Origin of the sequence: Streptomyces bauhiniae (assembly GCF_004784475.1) — a bacterium.
Classification (GTDB): domain Bacteria; phylum Actinomycetota; class Actinomycetes; order Streptomycetales; family Streptomycetaceae; genus Streptomyces; species Streptomyces seoulensis.
On record NZ_SRRT01000004.1, the window covers coordinates 470,944 to 491,201 of the forward strand.

The 20,258-nt window shown below is 72.9% G+C and carries 17 protein-coding genes; 6 read left to right on the forward strand and 11 right to left on the reverse strand.

Annotation, left to right across the window (positions count from 1 at the left end):
* Position 1: 1 nt before the first annotated feature.
* Entirely contained in the window at positions 2-457 is a 456-nt protein-coding gene (locus tag E5083_RS16000) for a DUF6299 family protein (protein WP_135786359.1), read from the reverse strand.
* Between the two features lie 174 nt (positions 458-631).
* On the opposite strand from E5083_RS16000, the gene E5083_RS16005 reads away from it, so the two are divergent.
* Together E5083_RS16005 and E5083_RS16010 are read left to right on the forward strand one after the other, a co-directional pair.
* Positions 632-1,444: a PaaX family transcriptional regulator gene (locus E5083_RS16005; RefSeq protein WP_135786360.1), complete on the forward strand. Its 813-nt coding sequence runs from the start codon at positions 632-634 to the stop codon at positions 1,442-1,444.
* 298 nt (positions 1,445-1,742) lie between these two features.
* Complete coding sequence (locus E5083_RS16010) at positions 1,743-2,192, forward strand: ATP-binding protein (RefSeq protein ID WP_135786361.1); 450 nt, start codon at positions 1,743-1,745, stop codon at positions 2,190-2,192.
* Here the strand turns inward: E5083_RS16010 and E5083_RS16015 are convergent.
* The 3 genes from E5083_RS16015 to E5083_RS16025 form a co-directional block, all read right to left on the reverse strand.
* Entirely contained in the window at positions 2,155-3,600 is a 1,446-nt protein-coding gene (locus tag E5083_RS16015; RefSeq protein WP_135786362.1) for an amino acid permease, read from the reverse strand. The two genes, E5083_RS16010 and E5083_RS16015, sit on opposite strands and share 38 nt — an antisense overlap.
* A 112-nt stretch (positions 3,601-3,712) precedes the next feature.
* Complete coding sequence (gene argF / locus E5083_RS16020; protein WP_135786363.1) at positions 3,713-4,753, reverse strand: ornithine carbamoyltransferase; 1,041 nt, start codon at positions 4,751-4,753, stop codon at positions 3,713-3,715.
* A gap of 110 nt (positions 4,754-4,863) precedes the next feature.
* A complete protein-coding gene (locus E5083_RS16025; RefSeq protein ID WP_135786364.1) occupies positions 4,864-6,087 on the reverse strand; it encodes an arginine deiminase in 1,224 nt (407 codons plus the stop codon).
* A gap of 121 nt (positions 6,088-6,208) precedes the next feature.
* Here E5083_RS16025 and E5083_RS16030 point away from each other — a divergent pair, with 121 nt between their 5' ends.
* A complete protein-coding gene (locus E5083_RS16030) occupies positions 6,209-7,297 on the forward strand; it encodes an SPFH domain-containing protein (RefSeq protein ID WP_135786365.1) in 1,089 nt (362 codons plus the stop codon).
* Positions 7,294-8,184 (forward strand): NAD(+)/NADH kinase, encoded by an 891-nt coding sequence (locus E5083_RS16035; protein WP_135786366.1) that lies wholly within the window; start codon positions 7,294-7,296, stop codon positions 8,182-8,184. The genes E5083_RS16030 and E5083_RS16035 overlap by 4 nt, the downstream gene beginning before the upstream one ends.
* A 19-nt stretch (positions 8,185-8,203) precedes the next feature.
* Here the strand turns inward: E5083_RS16035 and E5083_RS16040 are convergent, their stop codons facing one another.
* The 7 genes from E5083_RS16040 to E5083_RS16070 form a co-directional block, all read right to left on the reverse strand.
* On the reverse strand, positions 8,204-10,747 hold the full coding sequence (locus tag E5083_RS16040) for a polynucleotide kinase-phosphatase (RefSeq protein WP_135786367.1): 2,544 nt from the start codon (positions 10,745-10,747) through the stop codon (positions 8,204-8,206).
* A complete protein-coding gene (locus E5083_RS16045) occupies positions 10,744-12,225 on the reverse strand; it encodes a 3' terminal RNA ribose 2'-O-methyltransferase Hen1 (protein WP_135786368.1) in 1,482 nt (493 codons plus the stop codon). The genes E5083_RS16040 and E5083_RS16045 overlap by 4 nt, the downstream gene beginning before the upstream one ends.
* 95 nt (positions 12,226-12,320) lie before the next feature.
* Positions 12,321-13,244 (reverse strand): LLM class F420-dependent oxidoreductase, encoded by a 924-nt coding sequence (locus E5083_RS16050; protein ID WP_135786369.1) that lies wholly within the window; start codon positions 13,242-13,244, stop codon positions 12,321-12,323.
* A gap of 117 nt (positions 13,245-13,361) precedes the next feature.
* Entirely contained in the window at positions 13,362-13,832 is a 471-nt protein-coding gene (locus E5083_RS16055; RefSeq protein WP_135786370.1) for a DUF6099 family protein, read from the reverse strand.
* Between the two features lie 175 nt (positions 13,833-14,007).
* Entirely contained in the window at positions 14,008-14,352 is a 345-nt protein-coding gene (locus tag E5083_RS16060) for a nucleotide pyrophosphohydrolase (protein ID WP_135786371.1), read from the reverse strand.
* Positions 14,349-15,515 (reverse strand): AAA family ATPase, encoded by a 1,167-nt coding sequence (locus E5083_RS16065; protein ID WP_135786372.1) that lies wholly within the window; start codon positions 15,513-15,515, stop codon positions 14,349-14,351. Before E5083_RS16065 ends, E5083_RS16060 begins: the two co-directional genes overlap by 4 nt.
* Before the next feature lie 137 nt (positions 15,516-15,652).
* Positions 15,653-16,036, reverse strand: coding sequence for a cell division protein SepF (locus E5083_RS16070; RefSeq protein WP_130337162.1), 384 nt, complete (start codon positions 16,034-16,036; stop codon positions 15,653-15,655).
* A 239-nt stretch (positions 16,037-16,275) separates the two neighbouring features.
* Here E5083_RS16070 and E5083_RS16075 point away from each other — a divergent pair, with 239 nt between their 5' ends.
* Entirely contained in the window at positions 16,276-18,081 is a 1,806-nt protein-coding gene (locus tag E5083_RS16075) for a methylmalonyl-CoA mutase family protein (protein WP_135786373.1), read from the forward strand.
* A complete protein-coding gene (gene scpA, locus E5083_RS16080) occupies positions 18,081-20,255 on the forward strand; it encodes a methylmalonyl-CoA mutase (protein WP_135786374.1) in 2,175 nt (724 codons plus the stop codon). The genes E5083_RS16075 and scpA overlap by 1 nt, the downstream gene beginning before the upstream one ends.
* Positions 20,256-20,258: the final 3 nt, after the last annotated feature.

The window sequence follows — 20,258 nt, forward strand, 5'->3', positions numbered from 1 at the left end:
GTCAGCTCCGGACGAGCGTGATGTCCCGGTCCCGCGTGGCATGGAACACGGGCAGCGGCACCAGTCCGCTCGGGCGCAGCTCCATCACGTTGGCCTGGACATGGGCCGCGCCCGCCGTGAGCGTCTCCGCGGAGACCTTTCCGGAGTTCGCCCACCGGTGCTCGACCCCGTCGCAGCGGGCGGCGCTGCCCCCGATGCCGTGCCGGACGCGGGGGTCGGCCTGGCTGACGGAGGAGCTGACGAAGACCGGGCCGGTGCCGGGCAGGCAGCGGTAGGTGCCGGAGAGCGTGAGAGTGCCGTCGGCCGCGAGGCGGGCGGTGGAGTCGACGGTGACGCTCTCGCCGGGGGCCGCGGCAGCCGGGCCGGCGAGGGCCGGGGTGGCGAGGGCCGGGGTGGCGAGGGCGCACAGCAGGGCGGCGCCGCCGAGCGCGGCGGCGAGGACGGGACGTGCGGGCATCGGATGCCTCCCGGTGTGGGGTGTGGGGGCTCCCACAGGTACCGGCGGCGCCCCGCGCGGCACGCGACCGTCACCCCATCGGTGGCGCGTCAATGGGCCGGGCGCAGTCGTCCCCGCATCCCCCATCGGGGCCCGCGCACCGATGGTGACCAGCAGGTATGCCGAAGACCTAAAATGATCAACGTGTCCGAGCCGCACGCCCCCAGGTCCCTCATCGTCACGCTCTACGGCGCCTACGGCCGCTCCGTACCGGGCCCGCTGCCCGTCGCCGAGCTGATCCGGCTGCTGGCCGCGGTCGGGGTGGACGCGCCCTCGGTGCGCTCCTCGGTGTCCCGGCTCAAGCGGCGCGGCCTGCTGCTGCCGGCCCGCACCGCCCGGGGCGCGGCGGGGTACGAGCTGTCGGCGGAGGCGCACCGGTTGCTCAGCGCGGACGACCGCCGTATTCACGCCACCGGGCCCGCCGAGGACGCGGGGTGGGTGCTCGCGGTGTTCTCGGTGCCCGAGTCGGAGCGGCAGAAACGGCATGTGCTGCGCTCCCGGCTGGCCGCGCTGGGCTTCGGCGCGGCGGCTCCGGGGGTGTGGATAGCCCCGGCCCGGCTGCACGAGGAGGCCCGGCACACGCTGGGCCGGCTGGGTCTGGACGCCTATGTGGATCTCTTCCGGGGCGAGCATCTGGGGTTCGCCCCGACCGTCGAGGCGGTCGGCCGCTGGTGGGACCTGCCGGCGATCGCCGCGGAGCACGAGCGGTTCCTCGCGGCGCACGCGCCGGTGCTGCGCGCGTGGGAGGACCGGCCGGACACCCCGGCGGAGGACGCCTACCGGGACTATCTGCTGGCCCTGGACTCCTGGCGCCGGCTGCCCGGCGCCGACCCCGGTCTGCCGGCCAGGCTGCTGCCCGCCGACTGGCCGGGGGCGCGCTCGGCGCGGGTGTTCCGGGCGCTGCACGAGCGGCTGCGGGACGCGGGCGCGGCCTTCGTCGGGGTGTGAGCGCGGCGGCCGGTGACCGGTCGCTCGCTCCGTGGCACCGGACGGCCGAAACGGACCCCTTCGGCCTGTGACTGTGGTCACTCGGCGGGGGTGACGGCCCGGCGCGCGCGACCGTCCCGTCTCCGGTGTCACCGGTGATCGACAGGGACGTAACAGCAGCTACGGGAGGGGGTGGTGGGGCGTTCGGCGCGGTGCGCGGACGGGTATCGGGCCCTATGGTTCCGGCCACCGCCCGCCGAGGGTTTCGATGGCCGGACCCGTACCATTTCCTACAGTCGAAAGCAGGACAGCCTGCTCCATGAACGGACTCGCCGTGTACGAACGCCCCACCGAATCGGCCTCCTGGCGCATCGCGCTGCCGCACACCGCCGCGGCGGTGCCGGTGGCGCGTGCCCTGGTGCGGTCGGCGCTGGCCGAGGTGGGGCACCTGGCCGACTGCGACACGGCGGAGCTGCTGACCGCCGAGCTGGTGGCGAACGCGGTGGAGCACACCGCGGGCAGCGGTCCGATCGAGCTGGTGGTGGAGCTGCGGCCCACCGGCTGTCAGGTCGAGGTGCACGACCCCGACCCGGAGCCGCCGGGCCATCTCACCCGTCCGGTGATCGAGGAGCCCGACCCCTGGCAGGAGGGAGGGCGCGGCCTGTTGCTGATCCGCGCCCTCAGTTCGTCCTGTGGTCACCGCCCGACCTCGTCGGGCAAGGCGGTGTGGTTCAGACTGCCTGTCGTTCCCGCTCAGCGTTCGGCGTGACCCCGGCCGCCTCGGCGCGGCCCAGCGTGGAGTGCCGGCGCCCGTAGGCGTAGTACACGCCGAGGCCCACCGCGAGGAAGACCGCGAACTGCGCCCAGGTCTGCCAGCCCGTCTCGTACATCAGGTAGAGGCAGAAGGCGACGCCGAGCAGCGGGGCGACGGGGTACAGCGGCACCCGGAAGCTGCGCTTCAGGCCCGGCTCGCGGCGGCGCAGGGCCATCACCGCGATGTTGACGACGGCCATGATGGCGAGCGTGCCGATGGTGCAGAGGTTCACCACGGAGTCGAGCGAGGCGAAGGCCGCGGGGACGGCGAAGACGACCGCGACGATGAGCGTGCCCGCCACCGGCGTGGAGGTCTTCGGGGACACCTTCTCGAAGACGCGCGGGATCAGTCCGTCGCGGGACATCGACAGCAGGATGCGGGTCTGGCCGTACATCACGGCGAGCACCACCGAGGCGATGGCGACGACCGCGCCGAAGGCGATGACACCGCCGCCGATGGTGGAGCCGGTGACCATGTTGACCACGTACGACAGCGCGGCGGGGCGGCCGCCGACCTGGTGGGCGCCGATGGCACCGATCGCGGCGACCGCGACGGCGCAGTACAGCAGGGTGACCAGGCCCATGCAGACGAGGATCGCCACCGGGATGTCCCGGCGCGGGTTCTTCGCCTCCTCGCCGGCCGTGGTGATGGCGTCGAAGCCGATGTACGAGAAGAAGGCCGCGGTGGTGCCCGCGCCGATGCCGCCCAGGCCCGCCGGGGAGAACGGGGTGAGGTTGCCGTCCTTGAACGCGCTGTAGCCGATGGCGCAGAACGCGAGCAGGATGACGAGCTTCACGGCGGCCATCGCGGCGGTGGCCCGCGCGCTCTCGCGCACACCGCGCATCAGCAGCACGGCGGCCATGGCGATGACGACGACGGCGGGCAGGTTCACCACACCGCCGTCACCGGGTCCGGCGGACAGCGCGGCGGGGAGCTGCCAGCCGGTGAGGCTGTGCAGGAGTTCGTTGACGTACTGGCTCCAGCCGACCGCGACGGCCGAGATGGAGATGCCGTACTCCAGCAGCAGGCACCAGCCGACCAGGAAGGCGGTGGACTCGCCGAGACCGGCGTAGGCGAAGGAGTACGAGGAGCCGGAGACCGGTATGGCGCCGCCCAGCTCCGCGAAGGAGAAGGCGGTGAACACACAGGTGATCGCGGCGAGGATGAAGGAGACGACCACGGCGGGTCCGGCCTGCGCGACGGAGTCGGAGAGGCCGACGAAGATGCCGGTGCCGACGATGGCGCCGACACCGAAGCAGATGAGCTGGAAGAGGCCCATGGTGCGCTTCAGACCGTGGCCCTCGCGGTCGGCGCCGGATTCGGCGACGAGCAGATGCGGGGACTTGATGCGGGGAGCGGGCATGCGGGTGGTGCTCGTTTCTGGTGGTGCGGACGGCCCGGGTACGGCCGCTGCGTCGGCGCGGCACGGGGATGGCGGCCAGGCCGTCGGTCAGGATAAGGCCAGGTGAGGTGGGTCACGCAAGGGTTTGTGACGTATCGCCCTCAGGGGCCGCGAGGGTGGCGACGAGCACGGCCTTGATGGTGTGCATCCGGTTCTCCGCCTCGTCGAAGACCACCGAGTGCTCGGACTCGAAGACCTCGTCGCTGACCTCCAGCTCGGTCAGTCCGTACCGTTCGTGGATCTCGCGGCCGACCTTGGTGCCGAGGTCGTGGAAGGCGGGCAGGCAGTGCAGGAAGCGCACGTCCGGGTTGCCGGTGGCGCGCAGCACGTCCATGGTCACGGCGTACGGGCCGAGCAGGCCGATGCGCTCGTCCCAGACCTGCTGGGGCTCGCCCATGGACACCCAGACGTCGGTGGCGACGAAGTCGGCGCCGCGCACGCCCTCCTTCACGTCCTCGGTGAGGGTGACGCGGGCGCCGGAGGCGTCGGCGAGCCGGCGGGCCAGCGCGACGATGGTCTCGTCGGGCCAGAGCAGCTTGGGGGCGACGATACGGACGTCCATGCCGAGCAGGGCGCCGGTGACCAGGTAGGAGTTGCCCATGTTGTAGCGGGCGTCGCCCAGGTAGGCGAAGGCGATGTCCTCCAGCGGCTTGTCGCTGTGCTCGGTCATGGTGAGCAGGTCGGCGAGCATCTGGGTGGGGTGCCACTCGTCGGTGAGCCCGTTGTAGACGGGGACGCCCGCGTGCGCGGCCAGCTCCTCGACGACGCCCTGGCCGTGCCCCCGGTACTCGATGGCGTCGTACATCCGGCCCAGCACGCGGGCGGTGTCCTTGACGGACTCCTTGTGCCCGATCTGGGAGCCGGAGGGGTCGAGGTAGGTGGTGTGGGCACCCTGGTCGGCGGCGGCGACCTCGAAGGCGCAGCGGGTGCGGGTCGAGGTCTTCTCGAAGATCAGGGCGATGTTGCGGCCGGTCAGGTACCGCGTCTCGGTCCTGGCCCGCTTGGCCGCCTTCAGCTCGGCGGCCAGCGCGAGCAGCCCGCGGAACTCCTCGGCCGTGAAGTCCAGCTCCTTGAGGAAGTGGCGGCCGGTGAGGGCGGTCGGGACTGTCGCCATGGGGGCGCTCCAGGGGTACGCGGTGCACTGACTCCGGTAATTCTATACGAGCCCCGGCATTTCTATTCACTCTGCGGCATGATTATGCGCGGATTCACACAGGGGCTCTCTCACACGGGGTCCCGCTCGACCGGACAGCTCATGCAGCGCGGCCCGCCCCTGCCCCGGCCCAGCTCGCTGCCCGGGATCTCTATGACCTCGATGCCCTGCTTGCGCAGATGGGTGTTGGTGGTGGCGTTCCGCTCGTAGGCGACGACGACTCCGGGCTCGACCGCGAGGACGTTGCAGCCGTCGTCCCACTGCTCGCGCTCGGCGGCGTGCACGTCCTGGGTGGCGGTGAGCACCCGGATCTCGCCGAGGCCCAGGGCGGCGGCGATGGCCCGGTGCATGTGCTCCGGCGGATGGTCGGTGACCTTCAGCTCGCGCTCCCCGACACCGGGCTCGATGGTGTACGAGCGCAGCATGCCGAGCCCGGCGTACTGGGTGAAGGTGTCGCCGTCGACCATGGTCATCACGGTGTCGAGGTGCATGAAGGCGCGCCGCTTCGGCATGTCCAGCGCCACGATGGTCTGCGCCGAGCCCGCCGCGAACAGCTTGTGCGCGAGCATCTCCACCGCCTGCGGGGTGGTGCGCTCGCTCATCCCGATCAGCACGGCGCCGTTGCCGATCACCAGCACATCGCCGCCCTCGATGGTGGAGGGGTAGTCGGCCTGGCCGCGCGACCAGATGTTGAAGCCCTCCTTCTTGAAGAGGGGGTGGTGCCGGTAGATCGCCTCGAAGTGCACGGTCTCGCGCTGCCGGGCGGGCCAGCGCATGGCGTTGATGGAGACGCCGTCGTAGATCCACGCCGAGGTGTCGCGGGTGAAGAGGTGGTTGGGCAGCGGGCCGAGCAGGAAGTCGTCCAGCTCCATCACATGGAAGCGGACCGAGGCCGGCTCGGGGTGGCCGGTGAGGAACTCCCGCTTGGTCATGCCGCCGACCAGCGCCTCGGCCAGCTCGCCGGGGGCCATCGCGTCGAAGGCGGTGCGCAGATGATCGGTGGCGAGAGGGCCGTACTCCTTCTCGTCGAAGACGCGGTCCAGCACCAGGGCGCGGGCCTCCGGGACGGCGAGGGTCTCGGTGAGCAGGTCGCCGAAGAGGTGCACCTCCACTCCCCGGTCGCGCAGGACGTCGGCGAAGCCGTCGTGCTCGGCGCGCGCCCGGCGCACCCACAGCACGTCGTCGAAGAGCAGGGCGTCCTTGTTGCTGGGGGTGAGGCGCTTGAGTTCGAGGTCCGGTCTGTGCAGGATCACCCGGCGCAGCCGCCCGGCCTCGGAGTCGACGTGGAATGCCATGCCTTCATCCTGGCCGCCGGGGGGCGCGTTCACGCGTCTCTCGGCACTCCCTCTTTTCGTCCTGTTGACGAGAACAGGTCACCTCGCTTATCGTCCTCGTGACGAGAAGTGAGGGGTTCCCATGGCCGACATCACCCGGCGCCTCGGCTGGCGCCACCTGCGCGGTGTGCCGACGGCGCACATCCGGCACCACCGCTCCGGCACGCTGGTGCACGACGGGCCCGGGCTCAGCTTCTGGTTCCGGCCGCTGACCGCCGCGCTGTCCGAGGTGCCGGTGGACGACCGGGAACTGGCGATGACCTTCCACGCCCGCACCCACGACTTCCAGGACGTGGCGGTCACCGCGACGGTGACGTACCGGATCGCGGACCCGGCCACCGCCGCCGCCCGCCTGGACTTCTCCATCGACCCGGACACCGGCGTCTGGCGCGGCGCCCCGCTGGAGCAGCTCGGCACCCTGCTCACCGAGACGGCCCAGCAGCACGCGCTGGACGTACTGGCCCGTACACCGCTCGCGGCGGCGCTGGTGGACGGCGCGGCGGCGGTGCGCGAGCGCGTCACCGCCGGGCTGGCCGCCGAGCCCCGGCTGCCGGCCACCGGCATCGAGGTGGTCGCGGTGCGCGTGATGGCGCTGCGCCCCGAGCCGGAGGTGGAGCGGGCGCTGCGTACCCCGGCCCGCGAGCAGGTCCAGCAGGAGGCCGACCGCGCGACCTACGAACGGCGGGCCGTCGCGGTCGAGCGGGAGCGGGCCATCGCGGAGAACGAGCTGGCCAGCCGCATCGAGCTGGCCCGCCGCGAGGAACGGCTGGTCGAGCAGCGGGGCACCAACGCCCGCCGCGAGGCGGAGGAGGAGGCCGCGGCCGACGCGGTGCGCGCCCAGGCGGAGGCGGCCCGGTCGGTGAAGCTGGCCGAGGCCGAGGCCACCCGGACGGCCCGGCTGGCCGAAGCCGAGGCGGAGCGGACGGTACGGATCGCCCGTGCTGAGGCCGAGGCGGCCCGCGAGACCGGCGAGGCGCGGGCCCAGGAGCGGGCGGCGTGGCTGCGGGTGCACACCGAGGCCGGCGTCGACGGCGCCGAGGCGCTGCGGGCGCTCACCGCGGCCCGGCTCGCGGAGAACCTGCCACGCATCGACAGCGTGACCGTCTCCCCCGACGTACTGACCGGCCTGCTCGCCCGGCTGAACGGCGACGCTCCGGACGGCGCCCGGTGAGCCTCGCCCCGCGCGCCGTGCTGGTCCACCGCACCACGGAGTACGAGGAGCTGGTGGCCCGGCACGGTACGCACGGGCAGGCCGCGTTCTTCCTCTCCTCGCGCGGCCGGGACATCGAGGAGGTCGCCGAACGCCACCGCCGCGCCCGCCGCGCCCTGGCCGAGGTGACCGCCGCCGTCCCGCTGAACTGGCGCCAGGCGCTGCTGGAGCGGGCCGACCTGGACCGCTTCCTGTTCGCGCCCGAGGACGTGGTCTTGGTGGTGGGCCAGGACGGGCTGGTGGCGAACGCGGCCAAGTACCTGGACGGCCAGCCGGTGATCGGCATCGACACCGATCCGGGCCGCAACCCCGGTGTGCTGGTCCGGCACCGGCCGCGCGACGCCGCCGCCCTGCTGGCCTCGGCCGGAGGCACGGCGGAGGAACTGACCATGGTCGAGGCGGTCACCGACGACACGCAGCGGCTGGTGGCGCTGAACGAGATCTACCTCGGCGCGCCGGGCCACCAGACCGCCCGGTACCGCCTGGGTCTCGACGGCGACAGGGGTGTCGTCGAGGCCCAGGCTTCCTCCGGGGTCCTGGTGGGGACCGGGACCGGGGCCACCGGCTGGCTCCGGTCGGTGTGGCAGGAGCGGGGCGGCACCCTGCCCCTGCCCGCGCCGACCGAGGACCGGCTGCTGTGGTTCGTCCGCGAGGCGTGGCCGTCCCCCGCCACCGGGACGAGCCTGGTCGGGGGCGGCCTCACCGCCTCGGCGTCGCTGACGCTCACCGTGGAGTCCGACCGGCTGATCGCCTTCGGCGACGGCATCGAGTCCGACGCGCTCCAGCTCACCTGGGGGCAGACGGTGCGGGTGGGGGTGTGCGGGAGGCGGCTGCGGCTGGTGGGCTGAAGCCGCCTGTTGGATGTGCTCAGAGCCGTGGGTCCACCGGCTCCGACTCCAGCGCGAGGACGCCGAACACCGCCTCGTGCACCCGCCACAGCGGCTCGCCGTCCGCGAGGCGGTCCAGGGCCTCCAGGCCGAGGGCGTACTCGCGGACCGCAAGCGACCGCTTGTGGTTGAGGAACCGGTGGCGCAGCTTGGCCAGGTTGTCCGGGCGCGTGTACTCGGGACCGTAGATGATCCGGAGGTACTCGCGGCCCCGGCACTTGATGCCCGGCTGCACCGGCCGGCCCTGCCCGTCGCGGACGAGCGCGCCGAGCGGCTTGACGACCATGCCCTCGCCGCCCCGCCCGGTCATCTCCAGCCACCAGTCGATGCCCGCCCGCACCGACTCCGGGTCGCCGGTGTCGACGTACAGGCGCCGGGTGGTCTGGAGCAGGCCGGAGGCGTCGTGCTCCACCACCCGGTCCAGCAGGGCGAGTTGCTCGTCGTGCGGGAGTCCGGCGAGGCTGCGGCCGCGTACCGCCAGCACCTGGAAGGGGGCGAGGCGGACGCCGTCGAGACCCTCGGTGGGCCAGCAGTAGCGGCGGTAGGCGTCGGTGAACGCGGCCGCGTCGGCGGCCCGTTCGCGCTGCCGGTCCAGCAGCGCGGACACGTCGGCGCCCCGGGCCCCGGCCGCCTCCAGCGCGGCGAGCGCGGGCGGGAACACGGCGCCGGAGGCGGCGCCCACAGCGGCGTACTGACGGCGCAGCAGGCCCTCGGACTTGAGCGACCACGGCATCAACTCGGCGTCCAGCAGCAGCCAGTCGGTGTCCAGCCGCTCCCACAGGTCCGCCTCGGTGACCGCCGTCCGGAGCCGTTCGAGGATCTCCTCGGTCACCGCGCCGTCGTCGAAGAACGGCCGTCCGGTACGGGTGTAGAGCGCGCCCGTGGGCCCCTCCCCCACGCCGAACCGCTGGGCGGCGGTCGCCGCGTCCCGGCAGACGAGGGCCACGGCGCGCGAGCCCATGTGCTTCTCCTCGCACACGACCCGCCCGACCCCGTCCCGCGCGTACTGCGCGAACGCCTCGGCCGGGTGCTCCAGGTAGCCGTCCTCCTTCGAGGTGGGCGTCGGCGCCATGGTGGGCGGCAGGTACGGCAGCAGGCGCGGGTCGACGGCGAAGCGGCTCATCACCTCCAGGGCGGCGGCCGCGTTCTCCTCGCGGACCGCGACCCGGCCCAGGTACCGCGTCTCGACCCCGCGCCGGCCGGTGACGTCGGCCAGGTCCAGCGGCCGTCCGTCCTGGCCGCCGGGCGCGTCGACGCGCAGCGGCCGGACCGGCTCGTACCAGGTCCGCTCGGCGGGGACGTCCACGATCTCGCGCTCCGGCCAGCGCAGCGCGGTCAGCTTGCCGCCGAAGACGGCACCGGTGTCGAGGCAGATGGTGTTGTTGAGCCACGTGGCTTCCGGCACCGGAGTGTGGCCGTACACCACGGCCGCGCGGCCCCGGTAGTCCTCGGCCCACGGGTAGCGCACGGGCAGCCCGAACTCGTCGGTCTCGCCGGTGGTCTCGCCGTACAGCGCGTGCGAGCGGACCCGGCCGGAGGTCCGGCCGTGGTACTTCTCCGGCAGACCGGCGTGGCAGACCACGAGCCGGCCGCCGTCGAGGACGTAGTGGCTGACCAGGCCGTCGACGAAGCGGCGCACCTCGTCCTTGAACTCCTCGCTCTCGCCCTCCATCTGGGCGATGGTCTCGGCGAGGCCGTGGGTGTGCTGGACGGTGCGGCCCTTGAGGTAGCGGCCGAACTTGTTCTCGTGGTTGCCGGGCACGCACAGCGCGCTCCCGCCCGCGACCATGCCCATCACGCGCCGGAGCACGGCGGGGCTGTCCGGGCCCCGGTCGACCAGGTCACCGACGAACACGGCGGTACGGCCCTCGGGGTGGACGCCGTCGGTGTAGCCCAACTTGGCGAGCAGCGACTCCAGTTCGGCGGAGCAGCCGTGGATGTCGCCGATGATGTCGAACGGGCCGGTGAGGTGGGTGAGGTCGTTGTACCGCTTCTCGGTGACGATCGTGGCGCCCTCGACCTCGGCGACCCCGCGCAGCACATGCACCTTGCGGAAGCCCTCGCGCTCCAAGTGCTTGAGCGAGCGCCGGAGTTCGCGGGTGTGCCGCTGGATCACCCGGCGGGGCATGCCCGCACGGTCGGCGCGGGCCGCGTTGCGCTCGGCGCACACCTCCTCGGGCACGTCCAGCACGATGGCGATCGGCAGCACGTCGTACTTCTTGGCCAGCTCGATCAACTGCCGCCGGGCGTCCGGCTGGACGCTGGTGGCGTCGACGACGGTACGGCGGCCGGCCGCGAGCCGCTTGCCCGCGATGTAGTGCAGGACGTCGAAGGCGTCGCCGGTCGCGCTCTGGTCGTTCTCGTCGTCGGCGACCAGGCCCCGGCAGAAGTCGGAGGAGATCACCTCGGTGGGCGCGAAGTGCTTGCCGGCGAAGGTCGACTTGCCGGAGCCGGTGGCGCCGACGAGGACGACGAGGGAGAGGTCGGTGACGGGCAGGACCCGTCCCGTGCTGGTCTCGCTCATGCGGCCTTCGCCTCCTTCTTGTCCTGCTCGGTGGTGTCGCGGTGGAAGACGGCCAGTTGGGTGGGCGGTCCGACCTCGGGGTCGTCGGGGCCGACCGGGCGCAATTCGACGGTGTAGCCGTACCGTTCGGCGACGGCGGCCGCCCAGGCGGCGAACTCGGCGCGGGTCCACTCGAAGCGGTGGTCACCGTGCCGGACGTGTCCGGCGGGCAGGGTCTCCCAGCGGACGTTGTACTCGACGTTCGGCGTGGTCACCAGCACGGTATGGGGGCGGGCCGCGCCGAACACGGCGTACTCCAGCGCGGGCAGCCGGGGCAGGTCGAGGTGCTCGATGACCTCGCTGAGCACGGCCGCGTCGTAGCCGGTGAGCCGCTTGTCGGTGTAGGTGAGCGAGCCCTGGAGCAACCGCACGCGGGACGCCTGCCGTTCGCCCATGCGGTCCAGCTTGAGGCGGCGGGCGGCGATGGCGAGGGCGCGCGCGGACACGTCGACGCCGGTGATCTCGGTGAACCGGGGGTCCCGCAGCAGCTCCCGTACCAGGTGGCCCTCGCCGCAGCCGAGGTCGAGCACGCGGGCGGCGCCCGACTCGCGCAGCCCGGCGAGGATCGCGTCCCGGCGCTGGACCGCGAGCGGGGTGGGCGGGGGTTCGGCCTCGGTCTCGGCCTCGACGGCGTTGTCGATGTCCTCGACCTCGCTGTCGTCGGTCTCGGCCAGGCGCACCAGCTCAAGACGCTCCATCGCCTGCCGGGTCAGCGACCAGCGGCGGGAGAGGTAGCGGTTGGTGATCAGCCGGTGCTCGGGGTGGCCGGGCAGCCAGCCCTCACCGGCGCGCAGCAGCTTGTCGACCTCGTCCGGGGAGACCCAGTAGTGCTTGGCGTCGTCCAGCACCGGGAGCAGGACGTAGAGGTGGCGCAGCGCCTCGGCGAGGGTGAGCCGCTCCGACGCCAGCACCAGGCGGACGTAGCGGGAGTCGCCCCAGTCGGGGAACTCGGGGTCCAGCACGACCGGTTCGGCGGTGACGTCCCAGCCGAGCGGGGCGAACAGGGCGCGCACCAGGTCCGGGCCGCCCTTCGCGGCGACGGCGGGCACCTCGATGCGCAGCGGCAGCGGGGCGGCGGCGCGCTCCGGGCGCGCCTTGCACACCCCGCGCAGTGCGGTGGAGAAGACGGCGCTGAGCGCGACGGCGAGGAGCGAGGAGGCCGCGTACGGGCGGTCGTTGACGTACTGGCCGAGGGCCGCGTCGGGGGCGCCGCCCTTGCCCTTGCCCTTGCCCTTGCCGCGCCGGATCAGCGCGATGGGATCGACCTCCAGCAGCAGCGCGGCCGTGCAGCGCTCTGCCTCCGCCTCGGGGTAGAAAACGTGCGCGGTCCCGTGGGACGTGCTGAACGTCTGCGCGTTGCCGGGGTTCTTGTGCAGCAGGAACCCGAGGTCGGTGGCCGGGGTGGCGGCGGTGCCGCGTGTGGAGATCGTCAGGAACACATGTCCGAGTCTCGTGGTCGCGCGGGTGCTTTGACCACCGGTTTTCGCGAGCCGGGGCCCGCCTCGCGCTCGACGGCGGGCCCCGCGTCTGTCGGTCAGGAGAGCTGGGGCATGACCTCGGCGGAGATCAGCTCGAGCTGGTCCAGGTCGTCGAGGTCGAGCATCTGGAGGTAGACGCGCTCGGAGCCGACCTCCTGGAACCGGCCGAGCTTCTCGACCACCTCGGCCGGGGTGCCGGCCAGGCCGTTGGCCTTCAGCTCGTCGACCTCGCGGCCGATGACGGCGGCACGGCGGGCCACCTCGGCGTCGTCCCGGCCGACGCAGGCGACCAGGGCGTTGGAGTACACCAGGGAGTCGGGCGCGCGGCCGGCCTCCTCGGCGGCGGCGCGGACCCGGCCGAACTGGCGCTCGGTGTCCTCCAGGGACGCGAACGGGATGTTGAACTCGTCGGCGTAACGGGCCGCGAGGCGCGGGGTGCGCTTGGCGCCGTGGCCGCCGATGAGCACCGGGATCTTGTGCTGGGCGGGCTTGGGGAGCGCGGGGGACTCGGTGAGGTCGTAGTAGGTGCCGTGGAAGTCGTAGGTCTTGCCGGCCTCGGTGGCCCACAGACCGGTGACGACCTCGAGCTGCTCCTCCAGGCGGGCGAACTTCTCCTTCGGGAAGGGGATGCCGTACGCCTTGTGCTCCTCCTCGAACCAGCCCGCGCCGAGGCCCAGTTCGACCCGGCCGCCGGACATCTGGTCGACCTGCGCGACCTGGATGGCGAGCACGCCGGGCAGCCGGAACGTACCGGCTGTCATCAGGGTGCCGAGCCGGATGCGGCTGGTCTCGCGGGCGAGTCCGGCCAGCGTGATCCAGGCGTCGGTGGGTCCGGGCAGGCCGCTCCCGCCGCCCATGCGCACATAGTGATCCGACCGGAAGAAGGCATCGAACCCGAGATCCTCGGTGGCCTTCGCCACGGTGAGCAAGGTGTCGTAGGTGGCCCCCTGCTGGGGCTCGGTGAAGATACGGAGATCCATACCCCCATCCTGCCCGCCCGCCCCCCACTGAGCCTCACCGGCACCACGGCGCACCTGGCCGAAGCTGCCGGCACGCCCGGCCCACCGCGCGGGCCCCGCCTCAGCCCCCGGCACCCCTCACCCCCGCTCCCCCTCCGGCAGCAGCTCCTCCCTCGCCGCCAGCTTGCGCAGCATCTCCAGGACCCGGTCGCGGGACTCGTCCGCCGCGTCGATGGCCTCCATGCACTGCCAGTACACCGCCTCGTCGGAGGCCGCGCTGGCTATGCCGACCAACGCCATCCCCACCTCCCCGAGCAGCCCGCACAGGCCCAGCAGGGTCCGGCGGGCGTCGGCCAGTTCGGTGAGCCGGGCGGCGAGCAGGTCGGCGGTGTCCAGGTCGGGCGGGTCCAGCACCCCGCACCCCCGGCCCGCCAGCTCCATCAGCCCCAGCGCCTCCCCGCGCAGCTCCGGCGGCCCGGACACCGCCAGCCGGCTGCCGATCGCCTGCGACAGTGCCTGCGCCTGCCACACCTCCCTCAGAGTCCCCGCCGCGTCGGCACCCGCCACCAACGCCTCTCTGCTGACCTCGATGAGCCGTAACGCGTCCATCCGCCGCCCCGTCCCCGTCCGTCCGTTCGACCGCACACACGTCTTCACTACCCAGAGTGACGCCACTTGGCACGAAAAGCCAGAGGAAACCGGAAATCTGTGGACAACAATTCGGAGTCGACAGGGAAATTGACTCCATAGAGTGATAGTGGAGTATGTGGGTCCGGACGATCGGTCAGGTGGCGTCCTCCGCTCCCGGCACCGGGAACCGCCCCTCGTTCCGCTCGATCTTCGCCGCCAGCGCGGCCAGCGGGTCGATGCCAAGGACCTCACAGAACTGGAGGAGGTAGGCGAGGACGTCCGCCACCTCGTCCGTGACGCGGTGTGCGGTGGACGGGTCGGACATGACTGCGGCGGACTCCTCCGGGGTCAGCCACTGGAAGATCTCGACCAGTTCGGCCGCCTCCACGCTGAGGGCGGAGGCGAGGTTCTTGGGGGTGTGGAAGGGCTGCCAGTCGCGGGCGGCGGCGAACTCGGTGAGTCTGCGCTGGAGTCCGGCCAGATCGGGGTGTTCGGTCACGGCCTCAGGTGTACCACCGTGACGCCCGGTGTCCCCGCGGCCCAGGCGGGATCACTGATCGCGCCCACGCAGCGGATGTGTCCCCGCTCCCCCATCCGGGCTGCCGTGGCGAGGAGTTGGGACCGCTGGCCGGGATCGAGGCAGCGGTCGAAGCCGTCGGCCAGCACGGTGAGGGTGCGCAGCGCGTCCGGCACCTCCCCCGGCGCGTCCACCTCCAGCACCCCCGGCCCGGTCAGCAGCACCAGGGCCAGCGCGACGTACCGCAGCTCGCCCTCGCCCAGCCGGGCCAGCTCGGTGCGGTGGCCGTCACCCCGGTCGAGCAGCGCCCGTACCGTGCCGTCCCGCAGCAACTCGGCGGCCAGGTCGGTCACCGGGCCCGCGCACCCGGCGCGCACCACCTCGACCAACTGGGCATGTCTGCGCCCGCATTCGGTACGGGTACGGCTCAGCACGTCGGCCAGGTTGTCGCAGCCCGGCAGCAGCCGGCCCGAACCGGTCGGCACCGGGACGCGCATGCGGGCCGGCGCCGGGTCGCAGGGGAAGACCGAGCGCAACGCGACGACCATCTGCTCGGCGGCGGCCAGCACCCGGCGCTGCCCGTCCGTCTTCCCGGCCACCCGCAGCGGCAGCAGCGTCGTACCCAGCACGTCGTCCGGGAGCGGCGCGCGGGTCACCGGTGCGGCGCCCGCCGTGTGCCACGCGGCCTGCACCGTACGGCGTCCCGGATCGCGCAGCGCGGTCTCCAGCAGCACCACCCCGCCCGCGCTGAGCCGCTCGCCCACGATGCGCAGCCGGGGCTCGGCCTGCACGGCCACGTCGAGCTGGACCGGGCCCTCGGCGCCGTCGGCCGTGCAGCCGATCCGGAACCCGCGCCGCCCCTCGGCGTCCGGCCGGGCCCGGTCCGGCACCCAGGCCGTCGGATCGGGGAACACCTCCGTGAGCGCGGCCCCGCCGCCCAGCCGGGCGAGCGCCTCGTAGGCGGCGAGCGCGGTGGACTTGCCGGAGCCGCTGGGCCCGGCGAACAGGGTGACGGCGCCCAGCGGGAAGGAGGCCCGGCGGTGCCCGGCGAAGGCGGAGAGCCGCAGCTCGGTGATCCGGGCGCGCACGTCGTACCCCTCGGGGAACGGGGCCGGAGGGGCGGTGGGGAGGGAGGTGACCGACATGAGCGGACCGTAGGACCGCCCTCGCGGGGCGAACCGTTTTCTCCCCGGACCTTCCTACGATCGGGCGACCGCCCCGGCCCCCGGCGCACCACCCGCTCGGCCGAACCGTCCTAAGAAAAGACGAGCGAAAGCGGCCCTCAGCCCGACGCCTCCATGCCCATCAGCCCGCTCACCTCGGTCCCCGGCGGCGTCAGCAGGAAGACATTGCGGTCCACCCGGTGCATCCCGCTGGCCAGCCCGAACACCACGCCGGTACTGAAGTCCAGCACCCGCTTGGCGACATCCCCCTCCGCGCCGGACAGGTCCAGCAGCACCGGCACCCCCGCCATCAGGGTCTCGGCGACATCGCGGGCGTCCGCGAAGATGTTGACCCGCAGGACGACGAACCGGCGGCGCGTCTCGGTGTCCGCGTCGGGAAGCGTCCGGTGGCTGACCGCGGACGGCCATGCGTCCCGGCCTCGCAGCGGCACGACCTGGGCGAGCCCTTCCCACTGTTCATCGGTGACGTCGTAACGGCTCACCGGCTCCCCCTGACCTGACTCGCTTTCGATGCCTGCACCAGCCAATTCTTACGCCAAGTCACCCGTTCAGCCCAACAACGACACACTGTGCGACACAGCCCTGATCCGGCGTCCGGCCCATCTGCCGTGCACAGGGCGCCGGTAGGGGCCTCGGGAGGCCCGGATCACCATCGCAACGAGGGGAACGTCACAGGCCATCGTTCTGCTGTCACCTGAGCACCCTGTCCTAACATCCGAGCATGACGGTCCTGCCTGACGACGGGCTCTCACTGGCCGCCGAGTTCCCTGACGCGACGCATGAGCAGTGGCAACGCCTGGTCGAGGGTGTCCTGCGCAAGTCCGGCAAGGAAGTCTCCGGCGCGGCGGTCGAGGACGCCCTGTCCACCACGCTCGAGGACGGGCTGCGCACCCGGCCGCTGTACACCCCGCGCGACGCCGCGCCCGACCCCGGCCTGCCCGGCTTCGCGCCGTTCACCCGCGGCGGCCGCCCGGTGGGCAACACCCCCGGCGGCTGGGACATACGGCAGCGGCACGCGGCGCTCTCCGACGGCTCGGTGCTGGCCGACCTGGAGAACGGCGTCACCTCCCTCTGGCTGGTGCTCGGCGCGGGCGGCATCCCGGTCGCGGACCTCGGTCGCGCGCTCGACGGCGTCTACCTGGACCTCGCCCCCGTGGCCCTGGACGCGGGCGCCGACACCGAGGCGGCCGCGGACGCGCTGCTGAAGCTGTACGAGGAGCGGGGCGTCGCCCCCGAGGACGTGCGCGGCACCCTGGGCGCCGACCCGCTGGGGTACGAGGCCCGCACCGGCACCCCGCCGGCCTTCGCACCCGTGGCCGCGCTCGCGGCCCGTGCCGCCGCGTATCCGGGGCTGCGCACGCTGACCGTGGACGCGCTGCCGTACCACGAGGCGGGCGGCTCGGCCGCGCAGGAACTGGGTGCCTCGCTGGCCACCGCCGTGGCGTATCTGCGGGAGCTGACCGAGGCCGGGCTGAGTGCCGAACAGGCCGCCGCCCAGATCGAGTTCCGGTACGCGGCGACCGCCGACCAGTTCCTCACCATCGCCAAGCTCCGCGCGGCGCGCCGGCTTTGGGCGCGGGTCGCCGAAGTGTGCGGGGCGCCGGGCGCGGGCGCACAGGTGCAGCACGCGGTGACCTCGCCGGTGATGATGTCCCGGCGCGATCCGTGGGTGAACATGCTGCGCACGACGGTCGCCACGCTGGCCGCCGGGGTGGGCGGCGCCGACGCCGTGACGGTGCTGCCGTTCGACCACGCGCTGGGCCTGCCCGACGCGTTCGCCCGCCGTATCGCCCGCAACACCTCCACGATCCTGGTCGAGGAGTCGCACCTGGCGCGGGTCGTCGACCCGGCGGGCGGTTCCTGGTACGTGGAGCGGCTGACCGACGAACTGGCGCACGCTGCCTGGGAGTTCTTCCGGTCCATCGAGCGGGACGGCGGTCAGGCCGCCGTGTTGCGCTCCGGACGGCTCCGCGACGACCTCGCGCGCACTTGGGCGGAGCGGTCCGCGAAGCTCGCCAAGCGCCGCGAACCCATCACCGGGGTCAGCGAGTTCCCCTTCCTGGACGAGAAGCCGGTGCACCGCGAGCCCGCCCCCGAGCCCCCGTCCGGCGGCCTGCCGCGCGTGCGCCGGGACGAGGCGTACGAGGCGCTGCGCGCCCGCTCCGACGCCCAACTGGCCGCGACCGGCGCCCGCCCCCGCATCTTCCTCGCCACGCTCGGCCCGGCCGCCGAGCACACCGCCCGCGCCTCCTTCGCCGCCAACCTCTTCCAGGCGGGCGGCATCGAACCGGTCACCGGCGGGAACTTCGAGGAGAGCGGCGCCACCGAGGCGGTCCTCTGCTCCAGCGACGCCCGCTACGCCGAGGAGGCCGAACAGGCCGCCGAGGCCCTCCGCGCGGCCGGCGCCCACCAGATCCACCTGGCGGGCCGCCCCGCCGAGTACGCGGGCGTCGACCACTACGTCTTCGCGGGCTGCGACGCCATCGCCGCCCTGACCGCGACTCTCGACCGCATGGGAGCGTCCTGATGGGAATCCCCGACTTCTCCGGCATCGAGCTGGGCACCCCGGCCGTCGACGTGGGCGCCGAGGAGTGGTGTGCCGCGGTCAAGCGGGACACCGGGGGCGGTGAGCCGCTGTGGGAGACGCCCGAGGGCATCGAGGTCAAGGGGCTGTACACCGGCCGTGACCTGGAGGGCCTGGACTTCCTGGACACGTATCCGGGCATGGCGCCGTATCTGCGCGGGCCGTACCCGACGATGTACGTCAATCAGCCCTGGACGATCCGGCAGTACGCGGGTTTCTCCACGGCCGAGGAGTCCAACGCGTTCTACCGGCGCAATCTGGCCGCCGGTCAGAAGGGTCTGTCGGTCGCCTTCGACCTGCCCACGCACCGGGGTTACGACAGCGACCACCCGCGCGTGATGGGTGACGTCGGCATGGCGGGCGTGGCCATCGACTCGATCCTCGACATGCGGCAGTTGTTCGACGGCATCCCGCTGGACCGGATGACCGTGTCGATGACGATGAACGGCGCCGTGCTGCCGGTGCTGGCGCTGTACATCGTGGCGGCGGAGGAGCAGGGCGTACCGCCCGAGAAGCTGGCCGGGACCATTCAGAACGACATCCTCAAGGAGTTCATGGTCCGCAACACCTACATCTATCCGCCGAAGCCGTCGATGCGGATCATCTCCGACATCTTCGCGTACACCTCGCAGCGGATGCCGCGCTACAACTCCATCTCCATCTCGGGCTACCACATCCAAGAGGCGGGCGCGACGGCCGACTTGGAGCTGGCGTACACCCTCGCGGACGGCGTGGAGTACATCCGGGCGGGCCGGGAGGCGGGGCTGGACGTGGACGCGTTCGCGCCCCGGCTGTCGTTCTTCTGGGCTATCGGCATGAACTTCTTCATGGAGGTCGCCAAACTCAGGGCGGCCCGGCTGCTGTGGGCCAAGCTGGTCAAGCAGTTCGACCCGCAGAACGCCAAGTCCCTGTCGCTGCGCACCCATTCGCAGACCTCGGGCTGGTCGCTGACCGCGCAGGACGTGTTCAACAACGTCACGCGCACCTGCGTGGAGGCGATGGCCGCGACCCAGGGCCACACCCAGTCGCTGCACACCAACGCCCTCGACGAGGCACTGGCGTTGCCCACCGACTTCTCCGCGCGCATCGCCCGCAACACCCAGCTGCTGATCCAGCAGGAGTCGGGCACCACCCGGGTCATCGACCCGTGGGGCGGCAGCGCGTACGTGGAGCGGCTGACGTACGACCTCGCGCGCAAGGCGTGGGCGCACATCCAGGAGGTCGAGGCGGCGGGCGGCATGGCGCAAGCCATCGACGCGGGCATCCCCAAGCTCCGGGTGGAGGAGGCGGCGGCGCGCACCCAGGCCCGGATCGACTCCGGGCGGCAGCTGGTGATCGGCGTCAACAAGTACCGGGTGGACACCGACGAGCAGATCGACGTGCTCAAGGTCGACAACTCCTCGGTGCGCGCCCAGCAGATCGAGAAGCTGCGGCGGCTGCGCGCGGAGCGGGACGACACCGCGTGCCGGGACGCGCTGGACGCGCTGACCCGCGCGGCGGAAGGCGAGGGCAACCTGCTGGAACTGGCGGTGAACGCGGCCCGCGCCAAGGCGACGGTGGGCGAGATCTCGGACGCGCTGGAGAAGGTGTACGGCCGGCACGCGAGCCAGATCCGTACCATTTCCGGGGTGTACCGCAACGAAGCAGGCGAGTCCCCGTCGGTGGACCGCACCCGTGCCCTGGTGGACGCCTTCGAGGAGGCCGAGGGGCGCCGGCCGCGCATCCTGGTCGCCAAGATGGGCCAGGACGGGCACGACCGGGGCCAGAAGGTGATCGCCACCGCGTTCGCCGACCTCGGTTTCGACGTCGACGTCGGCCCGCTGTTCCAGACGCCGGACGAGGTCGCCCGGCAGGCGGTGGAGGCGGACGTGCACGTGGTCGGGGTGTCCTCGCTGGCCGCAGGGCACCTCACGCTGGTCCCGGCGCTGCGGGAGAAGCTGGCCGAGGAGGGGCGTGAGGACATCATGGTCGTGGTGGGCGGGGTGATCCCGCCGCAGGACGTGCCGACGCTGCTGGAGATGGGCGCGACGGCGGTGTTCCCGCCCGGCACGGTCATCCCGGACGCGGCGCACGACCTGGTGAAGCGGCTCGCCGCCGACCTCGGTCACGACCTCTGAGCC